We start from the raw sequence: 15,360 nt of genomic DNA on the forward strand, positions 1-15,360 counted from the left end.
GGGGGTAAGCAGAGATGTCGCAGCCGATGCCGGTGCGCTGTCCGGCGATTGAACATCCGGACCTGCCCTTCGCCGATCCGGCACTGCTGGGGCCGCTGCTCGACCGCCTGGCGGCGTCGGAGCCGGTGGGGGCGGACGAGACGTTCCCGCTGGGTGCGCTGCGCGCCGACGGGCGCGTCGATCTCTGCAAGCGGGGGCTCGGCGCGGCCGGCGCCGCCCGGGTCATGCCCGCCGCCGCCCGCTCCCCGCACGCCACCCACGTACTGCTCGGCACCAACTCCCTCGGCGACGAGGGCGCTTCGGCCGTGGCCGCGGCGGTGGCCGGGTCCGCGCACGGGCTGCACACCCTCTACCTCGGCTGCAACCGCATCGGCGCCGAAGGGGCCACCGCCCTCGCCTCCGCCCTGGCCGACGACGCCACCGTCCGGGCCCTCTGGCTCAAGCGCAACCCCCTCGGCGACGCGGGCGTCCGCGCCCTGGTCCCGATGCTGCGGCGCAACACCGCCCTGCGCACCCTCGACCTGGTCAACACCGGGGTCACGACCGACGGGCTCGCCGCCCTGCTGGACGTCCTGAGCACCCGTCCGCGCCCCGTCGAGCGGCTCTTCCTCGGCGGCAACGGTCTGGGCGCCGACGCCGCGCCGCTGCTGGCCCGGCTGATCCTGGACGCGGGGGTGCGGGAGCTCTACCTCCCGTCCAACCACCTCGGCGACGAGGGCGCCGCCCTCCTCGCGGGCGCCGCCGACCCGTCCCGCCCGATCCGGCTCGGTCTGGGCGGCAACGGCATCGGTCCCGGGGGAGCCCGCGCCCTGGCCGGTGCGCTCGACGGGATCGAGGCACTGGACCTGGGCCGGCCGCCCTCGGAACGCAGCCTGGGCGCCCCTCCCAACGCCACCGGGGACCTCGGGGCGCACGCGCTGGCCAAGGCGCTGCCGGGCAGCCCGCTGCGCCGCCTCGAACTCAGCCACACCGGGCTGACCGGCCGCGGGGCGAAGACCCTGCTCGCCGCCGTCGCCCCCGGGTCCCGGCTGGAGTACGTCGGCCTGGGCCCCGGGCTGCCGCGCCGGGTGAAGCGCTCCTTCGCGGCGCTGCTGCGACCGGACGGCGGGGCCCACGCGGACCTGCGCGCGGTCAGGAGCCTGTACCGGTGAGCCCGCGGGACGTCCGGCTGTTCCTGTCCTCGCAGGACGCGTCCAGCTGGCGCCAAGTCCGGCGCTACGCCGTGCCGCGCTCGATGATCGAGGAGTCGGCCGCGCTGCGGGACGCCGGCGACTGGCGCGGGGCCTGCGCGGCGGCCGGCTTCGACGTGCGCGTCGACCCGGACCAGGTCTCCGCCCGGTACGGCGCCCAGGTCGCCGAGGCCCTCCTCGCCGACCTCCGGGACCTGGCACCGGACCTGCTGCGCTGGCATCTCCCCCGGATCCTCGCGGGCCGCTCGACCCTGGCGACCGACCGGACCGTCCTCCTCGCGGGCTACGGCTCCGCGCCGGACGCCTACCTCCACGTCTCCACCCCGCCCATGGTCGACGGCCCGCAGCGCATCCCGCTCCGGTTCGGCCCGCGCCGGCCCCGGGCCGCGAACGGCCTCACCGACGACTGGCGGCCGCTCGGGCACCTGTGGCGCGCGAGCCGGGCGAGTGAGCTGCGCACACGGGCCGGCGGCGCGGACCGGCTGCCGTTCCTCGCAAGCGACGGCACCCCGCTCCCGGCGGACCGGCTGCCGCACGAGGACCCGGGCAGCGGCGATCCGGTGGCCCGCGCCGAGTGGCTGAACCTGCGGTACGCGGACGGCCGGGTCGCCGACGCGCTGGCGGCGGCCGGGATCGTTTGGGACCCGACGCCCCCCGAGATGCCCTCCTACTACCGGACCGCCCCCGAGAGGGTCATGGCGGGCCTGGCGCTGGACGTGGCCCGGCTGGAGGTGGAGGTGCGCCGGTTCGCGGAGTCCGTGGGGGCGGAGCGGTTCCAGATCGGCCAGGACTGGCGGGCGCGCGTCCTGCTCGACTTCACCGGCCCCGGGCGCGACGGCCGGCTGCGGATCAGACTCGTCAACCGCGAGAGCGCCGACGGCGCCCCTTTCCTGCCCGAGGCGCTCTGGCGCAGGCTGCCCGACCTGGACCTGCTCAGCGACGGCGTCCTGACCCCGGCGGACCTGCATCCGCTGGTGGCCCGGTCGCTCTTCCCGGACCGCCAGGGGCCGTCCGGGCCACCCGGGGTCGCGCCGCCCGCCCCGGTGCGGGTGCGCTGCCGGGGCGACTGGCATGAGGTCCGCTTCCGGGACGGGACGCTCGACTCCCCGCACACCGCGCAGGAGCGGCAGCGCGAGAGCGCCCTGCGCGCGTTCGGCGGGGCGGTCACCGGCTGCTTCGCCGTCGAGCACGCCTGCCGCACCGGGACGGGCCGGCTGCCCAGGGCGCTGGCCGCCCAGCGGCGCGACCTCTTCCTGCGCGCCCAGCACGGCGACACGGCGGGGGTCCTGGCGCTGCTGGACGCGGGCGTCGATCCACGCGTCCGGGACGGCGGCAGGCACACGCTGCTCCACGTCCTGCCCCTGCTCGACCACACCGTGCTGCTCCCCCGGCTGCTGGCGGCCGGCCTCGACCTGGAGGCCAGGGACCACCGCGAGCGCACCCCGCTGAGCGTCGCCGTCTCGGGGCGCGGGTCGGCGGGGCTCGTCCGGGACCTGCTGGACGCGGGCGCCCGGATCGACGTGAGCGACCAGACCGAACTCTCCCTGGAACAGATGATCCGCAAGTACCGGCGGACCGATCTGAGGTTCCTCGCGGAACGGGTGCTGAAGGAGCATCCGGACGCCGGCTCGGAGTGGTGGGACGAGTGGAACGACGACGAGGACGACGACGCCGACGAGGAAGGTGAGGAGACGTGAGCACCGTGGCCCCCGGCATCCCGGCACAGGCACCGCACCCCTTGGACGCCGCCGACGCGCTCGACCGGCGACTGCGCGCCACCCGGACCGAGCCGGCCCCCAGTCCGCAGCTGGAGGCGCTGGCCCTGGCGGTGACCGCCAATCAGCCGGTGCTCCTCTGGGGCGAGCCGGGCATCGGGAAGTCGGCGGGGCTCGAACAGCTCGCGGCGGGCCTCGGCCTGGACCTGGAGACCGTCATCGCCAGCGTGCACGAGCCGTCCGACTTCGCGGGGCTGCCCGTCGTCGGGGACGACCCGGCCACGACCGGGGTCCCGATGGCGCCGCCCGACTGGGCGGTCCGGCTCGCCCGCAAGGGCCAGGGGCTGCTGTTCTTCGACGAGTTGTCCTCCGCTCCCCCGGCCGTGCAGGCCGCCCTGCTGCGCGTCGTCCTGGAACGCCGGGTGGGCAGCCTGAAGCTCCCCGACGCCGTGCGCATCGTGGCGGCGGCCAACCCGCCGTCGAGCGCGGCGGACGGCTGGCACCTGAGCCCCCCGCTCGCCAACCGCTTCGTGCACCTGCACTGGACGCACGACCCGCGCACCGTGGCACGCGGCATGGCCGGCACCTGGCCCGAGGCGCCCGTCCCGCTGGTCGACCCCGCCCGGACCGCCGGTGCGGTGGCCCGGGCCCGGGGCGCGGTCTCCGGATTCCTCACCGCGCGCCCCGGTCTGGTGCACCACCTCCCGGCCGACGCGGAGGGCCGGGGCAGGGCCTGGCCGTCACCCCGGACCTGGGACATGGCGCTGCGGCTGCTCGCCACCGGCTACGCGACCGGCACCGGCCGGGACGCCGTCGCCGCCGCCCTGACGGGGGCCGTCGGGGACGGGGCGGGCATCGAGCTCCTGTCCTACCTGGAGAACCTGGACCTGCCCGACCCCGACCGGGTGCTGGCCGACCCGGACGCCTTCGCCCTGCCCGAGCGCGGCGACCGGCAGCTGGCGTTCCTGATCGCGGTGGTGGCCGCCGTCCAGGCCGAACCGACCCGTCCTCGCTGGGAGGCGGGCTGGGCGGTGCTGGCGAAGGCCGTCGCGGCGGGGGTGCCGGATGTGGCGGCCCGGGCGGCGATGGACCTGGCGTCGATGCGGGACGCCGACTGGCCGGTGCCGGAGGGCATCGACGCCTTCCTGGAACTCCTCCAGCTCTCCGGCGCCCTGCCGGGGAGCGCCTGAGCCCGTGTCCGTACCGGCACGGCTCCCGCTGGACCACACCAAGCTGCTCGCGGCGCGCTACCGGGCGGCGAGCGACCGGCCGTACCTCGCGACCGCGCTGTACGCGCTGTCGGTGGTGGCGAGCGACCAGGTCCCGACGATGGGCGTGGACCGGCACTGGCGCTGCTACGTGGCGCCGGAGTTCGTGGCGCGGACGCCCGTCGCCGAGCTGGCCGGGGTGTGGGTGCACGAGGTCGCGCATCTGCTGCGCGACCACCACGGCCGGGCCGCCCGGCTCCCGGCGGCCGACCAGCGCGACGCGCACCGGGTCAACGTCGCCCAGGACTGCGAGATCAACGACGACCTGATCAGCGACGGGCTCCCACTGCCGGAGGGACGGATGGAGCCGGGGCTCTTCGGGCTGCCGTCCGGTCAGCTCTTCGAGACGTATCTGCCCGCGCTGCCGCCGGGGCCGCCGCCGCACAACTGCGGTTCGGGCGCGCACGGCCGCCCCGAGCCGTGGGAGCTGCCCGGTGCGCAGGGGCCGCCCTCGCTGGGCGCGACGGAGGCGGAGGCGCTGCGGCGGCGTACGGCCGAGTCGATGCGCGCCCACCAGCGCGCCCGGGGCGACCTTCCGGCGGGCTGGCGGCGGTGGGCCGAGGAGGTCCTGGAGCCGACGGTGGACTGGCGGCAGGCGCTGGCCGGTGCGGTGCGGGAGGCGGCGGCCTGGGCGTCCGGGGCGGTGGACTACACCTACCGCCGCCCCTCCCGGCGGAGCGCGGCCCTGCGCGGCGTCGTCCTGCCGACGCTGCGCCGCCCGCTGCCCCGGGTGGCCGTCGTGGTCGACACCTCGGGCTCGATGGGCGACGCCGAGCTGGCGGCCGCGCTGGGCGAGGTCACCGGGGTGCTGCGGGAGGTGGGCATCCGGGGCAACCGGGTCTCCGTGCTGGCCTGCGACGCGGATGTGCACGCCGTGTCGCGGGTGACCTCCGCCGACCAGGTCGCGCTCGGCGGGGGCGGCGGCACCGACATGCGGGTGGGCATCGCGAGGGCTCTGGCCGCCCCGGAACGGCCCGGCATCGTGGTCGTCCTCACCGATGGCCACACGCCCTGGCCCGACGAGGCGCCCTCGTGCCGGCTCGTCGCCGCGCTGATCGGGGCGGACGCCCCTCAGCCGCCCCTGTGGATCGAGACGGTCCGCGTCCCCCGCTGACGCGGGCTCACCGGCCCAGGACCACCGTGAGCGGGTCCGAGAAGTCGCCCCACTTGCCGTCGGGCAGCTGGGCGCGCAGCGTGATCGCGTGGCTGGTGCCGCGCGGTTCGGCGGTGGTGTACTGGTAGGTCGCCCGTTCGGTGGGCGGTTCGTCGCCCCAGGCGATGGTGGTGGTCATCTTGCCGTCCAGATACAGCTCGTACGTGCGGATCTCGCCGTACGCCTCGGGCGGTGCCCACTCCAGGTCGACGGCGTACTCCTTGCCCTGGACCTTGGTCCTGGCCCGCAGGCCGGTGGGGGCGGTGCTCGCCGGGGCGCCGGGGGCCGACGCGGTGGTGAGGTGGAAGGCGTTGCTGTCCGGCGAGGAGGTGTCCGCGGCGTCGCGGGCCCGCATGGTGAAGGTGTAGGACGTGCCGGGACGCAGCCCGGTCAGCCGTGCCGTGGTCCCGGTGCCCGGCACGGTGTGGATGCGGGTGCCCTCCTGGTAGATGTCGTACGCGGTGACGCCGATGTCGTCGGTGGAGCCGCCCCAGGAGAGGGTGGCGGCCCGGTTGCCGTCGGCCTTGCCGCGCAGTTTCACCGGCCGGGTGGGGGGCCCGTGGTCGGCGGGCGTGGGGGCGGGGGTGGTGACGCGGACGGCCGCGCTGGGCGCGGAGAGGTTGCCGGCGGCGTCGCGGGCGCGGACGGTGAAGGTGTACGCGGTCGACGCGGTGAGCCCCTCCACGTCGATCATCACCTTGGACGCGGGGACGGCCTTGGCCTTCTTGCCCTCCCGGTAGACCTCGTAGCCGGTGACGGCCGTGTCGTCGGTGGCGGCCTTCCACATCACGTGCGCGGAGGTGGCGCTGCTCGCCTGCACGGTGACCCCGCGCGGCGCGGTGGGTCTGCTGGTGTCCCCGTGGTCCGCGGAGCCGGAACCCGGGCCGGAGCCGCAGGCGGTGGCGAGTGCGGCGAGGAGCAGGGCGGCGGCGCAGGCCGGCGCGCGACGCGTGTGAGGGGATCGCACGGTGTTGCCTTCCGTCCGGAAGCAATGGTCCAGACCTGTATCGCATGCGCCGGGCCCCTCCGACAAGAGCCCGGAGCCGAACCTTCCGCAATGTGCCGGTGTGCCCCTGCGAGCCGCGCCGGGCGCGGCGGCTGACGTACCGTCTGCGGATGCTGTGCATACGAGGTGTGGTGCTGCCGGAGCGCGAGGAGCGGGCCTTCTGGATCGAGGGCGAGGTGCTGCGCGAGGGCGCCCCGCCGGGAGGCTTCGCCGGGCGGCACGCCGAGACCGTGGTGGACGGCGGCTGGCTGCTGCCCGGACTGGTGGACGTACACACGCATCCCGGGGCCACCGACACGAGCACGCCCTTCGACGAGGAGCTGCTGCGCGCACACCTGCGGGCGCACCGGGACGCCGGGGTCCTCGCCGTCCGCACCCCGGGCACGGCCGCGCGGATGCCGGCCTGGGTGGACGAGGACCGGGAGCTGCCCCGCGTCACATCGGCGGGGCGGTGGCTGGCCACGCCCGGCAGGTTCTTCCCCGGGTTCGGCCGGGACGTGAGCGAGGCGGAGCTCGTCCGGGCCGCCGTGGAGGAGTCGGCGGCCTCCTCCGGCTGGTGCAAGGTCGTCGGGGACTGGCGGCAGGACGAGCCCCCGGTGCCGCTCGCCCTGCTCACCGAGGTGGTCGCCGCCGTCCACGCGGCGGGCGGCAAGGTGGCGGTGCACTGCCAGACCGCGGAGGGCACCCGCAACGCGGTCCTCGCGGGGGCGGACAGCCTGGAGCACGGCATGCATCTGGACCCCGGGCTGCTGGACCGGATGGCCGCGCAGGGCACCGCGTTCGTCCCGACGCTGGCCGTGTTCGGCAAGGGCGTGGACGCGATGCGGGCGCGGGAGCCGAGTGCGCGCCGCGATCTGTGGCTGGCCGGCTGGGAGACCATGTTCGGCAACGTCCGGGCCGCCCACGAGGCGGGCGTCACGGTGCTGGCCGGCACCGACTCGTTCCCCTGCGGGACCGTCGCGAGCGAGGCGTCCTGGCTGCTCAGGGCCGGGCTGCCGGCCGAGGCGGCGCTCGGCGCGGCGTCCTGGACGGCGCGGTCGTGGCTCGGGCTGCCGGGGCTGGCGGACGGGGCGCCGGCCGACCTCGTCGCGTACGGCACCGACCCGACCGCCGATCCGGCCGCGCTGGACCACCCGGTCCGCATCATTCTGCGGGGACACGTGGTGCGCTGACCGATGAGCCGGCGGCGGTCCGGCAGTCTGCACCGGTATGGACACACAACCGCTCGACCTGGAACCGGCCGCGCGCCGGATCACCGCTCAGCTCGACGCCGTGGAGGACGCAGCGCTGGGGGCCGCGACACCGTGCCCCGGCGTGACCGTGGGCGCCCTGCTCGCCCATATCGAGGGCCTGGCCGGCGCCTTCCGCGACGCCGCCCGCAAGGAGCCGGGACCGGCCACCGACTCGGCGCCCTCCGTGGAGTCCGGCGTCCTCGGATCCGGCTGGCGCAGCACGCTTCCCGCCGCGCTCGACGGGATGGTGGCCGCCTGGCGCTCCCCCGACGCCTGGGAGGGCATGACCAGGGCGGGGGGCGTGGATCTGCCCGGCCGGGTCGCGGGGATGGTCGCGCTCAACGAGCTGGTGCTGCACGGCTGGGACCTGGCGAAGGCGACCGGGCAGCCCTTCGACGCCGAGGAGGCGCACCTGCGCAACACGCTCGCGCTGCTGGCGGACCAGGGCGACGGCCCGTCCCCGTTCGGGCCGCCGGTACCGGTCGCCGATGACGCGCCGCTGCTGGACCGGGCGGTGGCCAGGGGCGGCCGGCGGCCGGACTGGCGGCCCGAGAGCTGAAGAGGTGCGGGGACGGGGCGTGCGCTCCGGAGCGCGCGCCCTCAGCTCGTGAAGAACTCCGTGATCCGCTGAGCCGTCTGCTCCGGATCGGCCTCGTGCGGACGGTGACCGCCGCCCAGCGTGACCAGGTGGCAGTCCGGGATCAGCGACGCCATGTCCTGGAGCCGCTCCTGCGGCATCGTGCTGCCCGGCCCCCCGGCCAGCATCAGCGTCGGCGCCACGATCTCCCCGAGGCCCCGCGCCCACGCCGGGTCCGGGTCCGCCAGCTCGGCGTTCACCGACGCGAGCACGGCCTCGTCGTAATCGGCGGGCCCCTGCGGCCCGACGGCCGGACCAGCGGCGCCGGGGAACGGCGGCGGGGTCTCCACCAGCACCAGCCGCTCCACCCGGTCCGGGTGCTCCTGCGCGAGGAGGTGGGCGACGACCCCGCCCATGCCGTGGCCGACCACGCCCGCCCGGTCCACCTCGCACTCGTCCAGGAACCCGAGCACGTCGTCGCGCATCAGCTCCAGGTCGTACTCGTCGGGCCAGTCGCTCTCCCCGTGGCCGCGCAGGTCGATCGCGTACACCCGCCACTCCTGCCCCAGCAGGCTCCCGGCCGCTTCCCAGCTCGCCGCGCTCGCGCCGAGGCCGTGCAGCAGTACGACGGGGGACCCGAACGGGTCACCCCAGCTCCGGTACGCCAGCCGCACGTCGCCGACATCCACCACAGACTGATCATCCATGCCCCCGACGCTACCGCTGAATGCGCCGGCATCACGCCCCTGGCCTGGCAGGCTGGAACGGTGAAGCTCACCGCGCGTGCCCTGGTCACCCCGTTCGCCGCCCTCCTGATGTCCGTCACCGCGCTCACCGGCTGTGCCCAGGCGGGGGGTTCCTCCGGCAAGGGGTCGGGGGGCGGGCTCGCCGCTCCGGCGAAGAAGGACATCGCCATGCGGCTCGTCTCCAGCGCGGAGAACTCCACGCTGGACTGGAAGGCGCAGTACAAGTACATCGAGGACATCGGGGACGGGCGCGGTTACACGGGCGGCATCATCGGCTTCTGCTCCGGCACCGGCGACATGCTCCGGGTCGTGGAGCGGTACGCGGAGTCCCGGCCGGGCAACGCGCTGGAACGGTTCCTGCCCGCGCTGCGGAAGGTGAAGGGGAGCGACGCGCACACGGGGCTGGGTGGGCCGTTCACCCGGGCCTGGGCCGAGGCGGCAGGTGACGCGAGGTTCCGGGAGGCGCAGGACGCCGAGCGGGACGCGTCGTACTTCGATCCGGCGGTGCGCCGGGCGAAGGAGGACGGGCTGGGCACGCTGGGCCAGTTCGCCTACTACGACGCGTATGTGATGCACGGGGAGGCCGACGCGGACGGCACCACCGGTTTCCGTACGATCCGGAGCCGGGCGCTCGACGCGGCCAGGACCCCCGCGGACGGGGGCGCCGAGACCGCGTATCTCGATGCCTTCCTCGACGCCCGCGTCGCCGCGATCCGCGAGGAACCCTCGCACAGCGACACCAGCCGGGTGGAGTCCGCGCAGCGGGTCTTCCTGGAGAAGGGCAACCTGGACCTGGACCCGCCGCTCGACTGGAGGGTCTACGGCGACAGCTACCACATCGGCTGAACCGCGCCGGCCGGAACGCCGCATGGCGCGTACGGCCAACCCCGTACGCGCCACGGCGCACTGACCATACGTCAGTGTGCGGCCACCTCCACCGCCTTCACCGGGTCGTGGCCGCCGGGCGCGGTACCCGCCTCCGGGCCGGGCTTCCGGCCGAGGTGGTTGAAAGCCAGGTTGAGGACGATGGCGACCACGCAGCCGGTGGAGATGCCCGAGTCCAGGACGACGAGCAGGTCCTTCGGAAAGGCGTGGTAGAAGTCCGGCGCCGCGATCGGTATCAGTCCGACGCCGACGGCCGCCGCGACGATCAGGGCGTTCTCGCCCTTCTCCAGGGCGGCGCCGGCCAGGGTCTGGATCCCGCTGGCGGCCACCGAGCCGAACAGGACGATGCCCGCGCCGCCGAGGACCGGCAGCGGCACCAGCGCGATGACGGACGCGGCCACCGGGAACAGCCCGAGCAGGATGAGGATGCCGCCGCCGGCCGCGACCACGAAGCGGCTGCGCACCTTGGTCATCGCGACCAGTCCGATGTTCTGGGCGAACGCGCTGCACATGAAGCCGTTGAACAGCGGGCTGATGGCGCTGCCCAGGGTGTCGGCGCGCAGCCCGCCCTCGATGGTCCGCTCGTCGGCGGGGCGGTCCACTATCTTGCCGAGGGCCAGCATGTCCGCCGTGGACTCGGTCATGCAGACCAGCATCACGATGCTCATCGAGACGATGGCGGCGATCTCGAACTGCGGGGCGCCGAAGTGGAACGGGGTGGGGAAGCCGATCGCGTCGGCGTTCTCGATGGCGCCGAAGTCGGTGATGCCGACGGGGATCGCGATGAGCGTGCCGATGATCAGGCCGAGCAGGATGGCGATCTGCTGGAGGAAGCCGCGCAGCAGTTTGCGCAGGGCCAGCACGATGACGAGGGTGACCGCCGCCATGGTGATGTTGGTGGTGGACCCGTAGTCGTGGGCGGTCGCGTTGCCGCCCTGGGACCAGTTGAAGGCCACCGGCAGCAGCGAGACACCGATCAGGGTGATGACCGTGCCGGTGACCACGGGCGGGAAGAAGCGGACCAGTTTGCAGAAGTAGGGGGCGAGGACGAAGCCGAGGAGGCTCGCGACGATGATCGCGCCGAAGATGACGGCGATCCCGTCGTGTCCCCGGTCCTTGCCGATCGCCACCATCGGGGTCACACCGGCGAACGAGACGCCGTTGACGAACGGCAGCCGGGCGCCTATCCGCCAGAAGCCGAGCGTCTGGAGCAGGGTGGCTATGCCCGCGGTGAACAGGCTCGCCCCCATCAGGAACGCGGTCTCCTTGGGGCTGAGGCCCACGGCGGGCCCCACGATCATGGGCGGGGCCACCACGCCCGCGTACATCGCGGCCACGTGCTGGAGGCCGCTGGTGAACATCTTCAGCGGGGGGAGGGTCTCATCGACCGGATGCTTCCGGTCGGACGCCTCCGTCGTCGGGTCTTCTTCGGCGCGGGGGGTCGCACTTGCGTCGTCGCGAAACCTGGGCGTAGCTGCCACGGCGGTTCCTCCGGTCGGGTACACGTCGGCGGTGACGTGGGTGTCAGGGAGGTGGTGCCGGGGCCGGTCCGCCGGACCGGGCCCCGTGTGCTGCGGTGGTGCGGTGAGGCAGGTCGAGCGGCTGGTGCGGGCAGCCGGGATCGCCGGTGCGGGAGGCGCGTGCGCGTGGGCGGCGCGCCTCCCGCACCGGTTGCCGCGGACCCCGCTCGGGTCCGCGGCGGCCGGGCCGAGGGCCGTCCCCCTCGGCCGGCCGCTTTCGGGGCCGCCGGGCCGTCAGGCTCCGGCGGCGATCTGGGCGAGGCGGCGGGCCTCGTCGCGGGTGGCGCGGGCGATGGCCTCCTCGTCCGCGGTGACCAGGCGGCCGGACTCCACGACCGGCTTGCCGTCGACCAGCGACAGGGTGACCGGGGCCGCGGCGCCGAAGACGAGCGCGGTGACCGGGTCGGCGATGGAGGCGTGGGCGAGGGTGTCCAGCTTCCAGAGGACCAGGTCGGCGAGCTTGCCGGCCTCCAGCGAGCCGGTCTGCGCGGCGCGGCCCAGGACCTGGGCGCCGCCGTGGGTGCCCAGGCGCAGCGCCTGACGGGCGTTCAGGGCGCGTTCGCGGTGCGGGCCGAGGCGGTTGACGAGGAGGGCGTTGCGCAGTTCGGTGTGGAGCTCGCCGGACTCGTTGGACGCGGTGCCGTCGACGCCGAGGCCGACCGGGACGCCTGCGGCGAGCATGTCCGGGACGCGTGCGATGCCCGCGGCGAGGCGGGCGTTGGAGGACGGGCAGTGGGCGACGCCGGTGCCGGTGCGGGCGAAGGCGGCGATGTCGGAGTCGTTCATGTGGACGCAGTGCGCCATCCACACGTCGTCGCCGAGCCAGCCGGTGGACTCGAAGTAGTCGGTCGGGCCCATGCCGAACAGCTCGTGGCAGAACTTCTCCTCCTCCACGGTCTCCGAGCCGTGGGTGTGCAGCCGCACGCCCTTGCGCCGGGCCAGTTCGGCGCCCTGGCGCATGAGTTCGGTGGATACGGAGAACGGCGAGCAGGGGGCGACGGCGACCTGGGTCATCGCGTCGAAGGAGGCGTCGTGGTGGGCGTCGACGGTCGCCTCGGTGGCGGCGAGCGCGCCTTCCAGGGTCTCCACGGCGAAGTCCGGGGGCAGCCCGCCGTCCTTCTCGCTGCGGTCCATGGAACCCCGGGCGAGGGTGAAGCGTACGCCCATGTCGCGGGCGGCCCCGATGATGGCACCGGACAGGTCGCCGGAGCCCTTCGGGTAGACGTAGTGGTGGTCCATCGCGGTGGTGACGCCGCCGAGGGCCATCATGGCGAGCGACCCTTGCGCGGCGGCGCGTGCCATCGGCTCGTCGATGCGCGCCCACGTCGGGTACAGCGCCACCAGCCAGTCGAAGAGGTTGTGGTCCGTGGCCAGGCCCCGGGTGATCCACTGGTAGAAGTGGTGGTGCGTGTTGATCAGGCCGGGGGTGGCCAGGTGGCCGGTGCCGTCGATCCGGCGTACGACGTTCTCCAGGCCCTCGGGTGCCCGGCCGGCGCCGACGGACTCGATGCGGTTGCCGGCGACGACGAGGTGGCCCGAGGCGTACTCGGTGTCGGCCGCGTCGACGGTCGCGATCGAGCAGTTCTCGATGACGATGCGCTCCACCCGGTCGGGGGCTGCCGGTGCTGCCATGGTGCTTCCTTCTCTCATCTGGGACGTGGGCACGGCAGGACCCTAGGAGGATTTGAGTGCCACGGCGGTGCGGCCGTGGGTGCCGAGATGGTGGAAGAACAGGTTGAGCAGGACCGCGACGAGCGCTCCCGCGCTGATCCCGGAGCCCAGGACGGTCTGGGCCCAGGACGGGAAGTCCGCGTAGAACCCGGGCGCGGCGAGCGGCACGATGCCCGCGCCGAGGGCCACGGCGACCAGGATGATGTTGGAGCTGTCGTCGAGGCCGGCCTCGGAGAGCGTACGGATGCCGCTGACGGCGATCGAGCCGAAGAGGACGATGCCGGCGCCGCCGAGCACGGGCATCGGGACGAGCGAGACGACCGCGCCGAGCACCGGGAAGAGGCCCAGGACCAGCAGGGCGGCCCCGGCCGCGGCGACCACGTAGCGGCTGCGGACCTTGGTGAGCGAGACGACGCCCACGTTCTGCGCGAAGGCACTCGTGGGGAAGCCGCCGAATACGGGGCCGATGAGGGTGGCGATGCCGTCCGTGCGCAGGCCCCGGGTGAGGGTGCGTCCGTCGGTGCGGCGGTCGCAGATCTCACCGACGGCCAGCATCCCGGCGGACGACTCGGTCATCAGGACGAGCATCACGAGGCACAGCGAGAGGATCGCGGCCGGCTGGAACTCGGGCGCACCGAAGGCGAACGGGGTGGGCACGGCCGCGAGCGGGGCGTCGCGCAGCGAGGAGAAGTCGGCGAGACCGAGCGGGACGGCGGCCAGCGTGCCGATCAACAGACCCATGAGCAGCGCTACTTGGCACAGAAAACCGTGGCCGAAGCGCTGGATCAGCAGGATGACGACGAGGGTGAACGCGGCGAGCGCGAGGTATTTCATGTCGCCGAAGTCGGTGGCCGTCTTGTCGCCGCCCTGCGCCCAGGAGACCGGAACGGGCATCAGGGTGACCCCGATGAGGGTGATGACGACGCCCGTGACCAAGGGCGGGAAGAAGCGCAGGAGTCTGCCGAAGAACGGCCCGACGGCCAGGCAGAAGACCCCGGCGACGAGCACCGCTCCGTAGATCGCGGGGAGTTGGTGCCCGGGCGCGTTGGTCTCGGCGATGGCGAGCATCGGGGCGATGCCGGCGGAGGACGCGGCGTTGACGAACGGCAGCCGGTTGCCGGCGAGGCCGCCGATGCCGAGGGTCTGGAGCAGGGTGGCGCAGCCGGCGATGAGCAGACTCGCCGCGATGAGCCGGGTCATGCCCGCCGCGTCGAGGCCGACGGCCTGTCCGATGATCAGCGGCGGGGTGACGACGCCGGCGTACATGGCGGCGATGTGCTGGAGAGCGGCCGGCAGGAGCCGCGAGGGGGTGAGCTTCTCGTCCACCGGATGCACCGCACGCTCCGGCGGGGTGGAACAGGGGCCTTCTGCTTCCGCGGGCCCGGATGCTGGCTGTGCCATGAGGGTTCCCTCCGGCCCGGCCGGTGCCCGGCCGCCGTCGTGGGCGGGCGGGCACCGGCGCGGCGCCGCGTCAGAGGTTGGTCATGTCGACCGGGATCTGCGGCTCGACACCGTCCCGGAGCACGGTGCCCTCGATGAGCCCGTACGGACGGTCGGCCGCGAAGTACACCTCGTTGTCGTTCTTGAGGCCGAAGGGCTCCAAGTCCACAAGGAAGTGATGGTTGTTCGGCAGCGAGAAGCGGATCTCGTCGATCTCGCTGCGGTTGTTGATGATGCGCGAGCCCATCTGGTACAGGGTCTGCTGGAGCGACAGCGAGTACGTCTCGGCGAAGGCGTGCAGCATGTGCTTGCGCGCCTGTTCGTAGGACTTCTCCCAGTTCGGCATGCGCTGCTCGTCGCTGGTCCAGTTGTAGCGCCAGCGGGCGGAGACGTCGGTCGCGAGGATGCGGTCGTACGCCTCCTTGAGCGTCGTGTACTTGTCCTTGACGTAGCCCCAGAACTCGGAGTTGGTCGAGTTCATCACGGTCAGGTCCTTGAGCCCGGAGATGACCTGCCACTTCTCACCGTCGAAGGTGATCTGGGCGGTGCGGATCTCCTGGTTCTTGCGGACGAAGGAGTGCTTGACCTCGTCGGACCCGATGAAACGGGAGTTCGCGTCGGAGGTGGCGATGCGCTCCCAGGCGTACTCCTCGATGCGGATGCGCGCGGTCTTGATCGGCTCCTGCGAGGTCACGAAGTGGCGGGCGAGGTGGATGCCGAACTGCTCGGCGGACTCGATCCCGTGCTCCTTGGCGAACGCGAACACCGTGTTCTTGGTGGTGTCCGTGGGCAGGACGTGCGCGTTGGAGCCGGAGTAGTGGACGTCGTCCATCTCGCCGGAGAGCGCGACCGAGACGTTCAGGTCCTTGATGTGGTGGGTGTCGCCGTCCCGCGTGATCCTGACGACGCGGTTCTCTGCTTTGCCGTACTGGTTCTGGCCGAGAATCGTGGGCATGT

General features: G+C 74.0%; 13 protein-coding genes. 7 read left to right on the forward strand and 6 right to left on the reverse strand.

The window, feature by feature from the left end; translation table 11 throughout:
* Window positions 1-14: 14 nt before the first annotated feature.
* Genes ACLQ2N_RS06000 through ACLQ2N_RS06015 form a run of 4 tightly spaced genes read left to right on the forward strand, consistent with a single transcriptional unit; the run spans window position 15 to window position 5,287 of the window.
* Window positions 15-1,151, forward strand: coding sequence for a gala protein (locus tag ACLQ2N_RS06000; protein ID WP_425809782.1), 1,137 nt, complete (start codon window positions 15-17; stop codon window positions 1,149-1,151).
* A complete protein-coding gene (locus ACLQ2N_RS06005) occupies window positions 1,148-2,887 on the forward strand; it encodes an ankyrin repeat domain-containing protein (RefSeq protein ID WP_425809784.1) in 1,740 nt (579 codons plus the stop codon). The genes ACLQ2N_RS06000 and ACLQ2N_RS06005 overlap by 4 nt, the downstream gene beginning before the upstream one ends.
* A complete protein-coding gene (locus ACLQ2N_RS06010; protein ID WP_425809786.1) occupies window positions 2,884-4,095 on the forward strand; it encodes an AAA family ATPase in 1,212 nt (403 codons plus the stop codon). The genes ACLQ2N_RS06005 and ACLQ2N_RS06010 overlap by 4 nt, the downstream gene beginning before the upstream one ends.
* 4 nt (window positions 4,096-4,099) lie before the next feature.
* Entirely contained in the window at window positions 4,100-5,287 is a 1,188-nt protein-coding gene (locus tag ACLQ2N_RS06015) for a DUF2201 family putative metallopeptidase (protein ID WP_425809788.1), read from the forward strand.
* 7 nt (window positions 5,288-5,294) lie between these two features.
* Here ACLQ2N_RS06015 and ACLQ2N_RS06020 read toward each other — a convergent pair whose 3' ends face one another.
* A complete protein-coding gene (locus ACLQ2N_RS06020) occupies window positions 5,295-6,293 on the reverse strand; it encodes a fibronectin type III domain-containing protein (RefSeq protein ID WP_425809790.1) in 999 nt (332 codons plus the stop codon).
* A gap of 149 nt (window positions 6,294-6,442) precedes the next feature.
* Here ACLQ2N_RS06020 and ACLQ2N_RS06025 point away from each other — a divergent pair, with 149 nt between their 5' ends.
* Both ACLQ2N_RS06025 and ACLQ2N_RS06030 read left to right on the forward strand, forming a co-directional pair.
* Window positions 6,443-7,504, forward strand: coding sequence for an amidohydrolase family protein (locus tag ACLQ2N_RS06025; protein ID WP_425809792.1), 1,062 nt, complete (start codon window positions 6,443-6,445; stop codon window positions 7,502-7,504).
* Between the two features lie 37 nt (window positions 7,505-7,541).
* Window positions 7,542-8,123: a TIGR03086 family metal-binding protein gene (locus tag ACLQ2N_RS06030; RefSeq protein WP_425809794.1), complete on the forward strand. Its 582-nt coding sequence runs from the start codon at window positions 7,542-7,544 to the stop codon at window positions 8,121-8,123.
* Between the two features lie 41 nt (window positions 8,124-8,164).
* Here ACLQ2N_RS06030 and ACLQ2N_RS06035 read toward each other — a convergent pair whose 3' ends face one another.
* The gene (locus tag ACLQ2N_RS06035) at window positions 8,165-8,848 is read right to left on the reverse strand and encodes an alpha/beta fold hydrolase (protein ID WP_425809796.1); all 684 of its coding nucleotides are present in this window, start codon (window positions 8,846-8,848) and stop codon (window positions 8,165-8,167) included.
* Window positions 8,849-8,908: 60 nt separating this feature from the next.
* Here ACLQ2N_RS06035 and ACLQ2N_RS06040 point away from each other — a divergent pair, with 60 nt between their 5' ends.
* Window positions 8,909-9,733: a chitosanase gene (locus ACLQ2N_RS06040; RefSeq protein ID WP_425809798.1), complete on the forward strand. Its 825-nt coding sequence runs from the start codon at window positions 8,909-8,911 to the stop codon at window positions 9,731-9,733.
* 71 nt (window positions 9,734-9,804) lie between these two features.
* On the opposite strand, the gene ACLQ2N_RS06045 is transcribed toward ACLQ2N_RS06040, so the two are convergent.
* The 4 genes from ACLQ2N_RS06045 to pucL all read right to left on the reverse strand — a co-directional run bounded on the left by ACLQ2N_RS06045 (window position 9,805) and on the right by pucL (window position 15,358).
* On the reverse strand, window positions 9,805-11,253 hold the full coding sequence (locus tag ACLQ2N_RS06045; RefSeq protein ID WP_425809800.1) for a nucleobase:cation symporter-2 family protein: 1,449 nt from the start codon (window positions 11,251-11,253) through the stop codon (window positions 9,805-9,807).
* Window positions 11,254-11,526: 273 nt separating this feature from the next.
* Window positions 11,527-12,924 carry an 8-oxoguanine deaminase gene (locus ACLQ2N_RS06050; RefSeq protein ID WP_425809802.1) on the reverse strand — a complete coding sequence of 466 codons (1,398 nt, stop codon included), beginning with the start codon at window positions 12,922-12,924 and terminating at the stop codon, window positions 11,527-11,529.
* Between the two features lie 42 nt (window positions 12,925-12,966).
* A complete protein-coding gene (locus ACLQ2N_RS06055; RefSeq protein ID WP_425809804.1) occupies window positions 12,967-14,364 on the reverse strand; it encodes a nucleobase:cation symporter-2 family protein in 1,398 nt (465 codons plus the stop codon).
* A 70-nt stretch (window positions 14,365-14,434) separates the two neighbouring features.
* Window positions 14,435-15,358, reverse strand: coding sequence for a factor-independent urate hydroxylase (gene pucL, locus ACLQ2N_RS06060; protein WP_425809806.1), 924 nt, complete (start codon window positions 15,356-15,358; stop codon window positions 14,435-14,437).
* Window positions 15,359-15,360: the final 2 nt, after the last annotated feature.

Origin of the sequence: Streptomyces sp. DT224, assembly GCF_049844595.1 — a bacterium.
Taxonomy (GTDB): Bacteria; Actinomycetota; Actinomycetes; order Streptomycetales; family Streptomycetaceae; genus Streptomyces.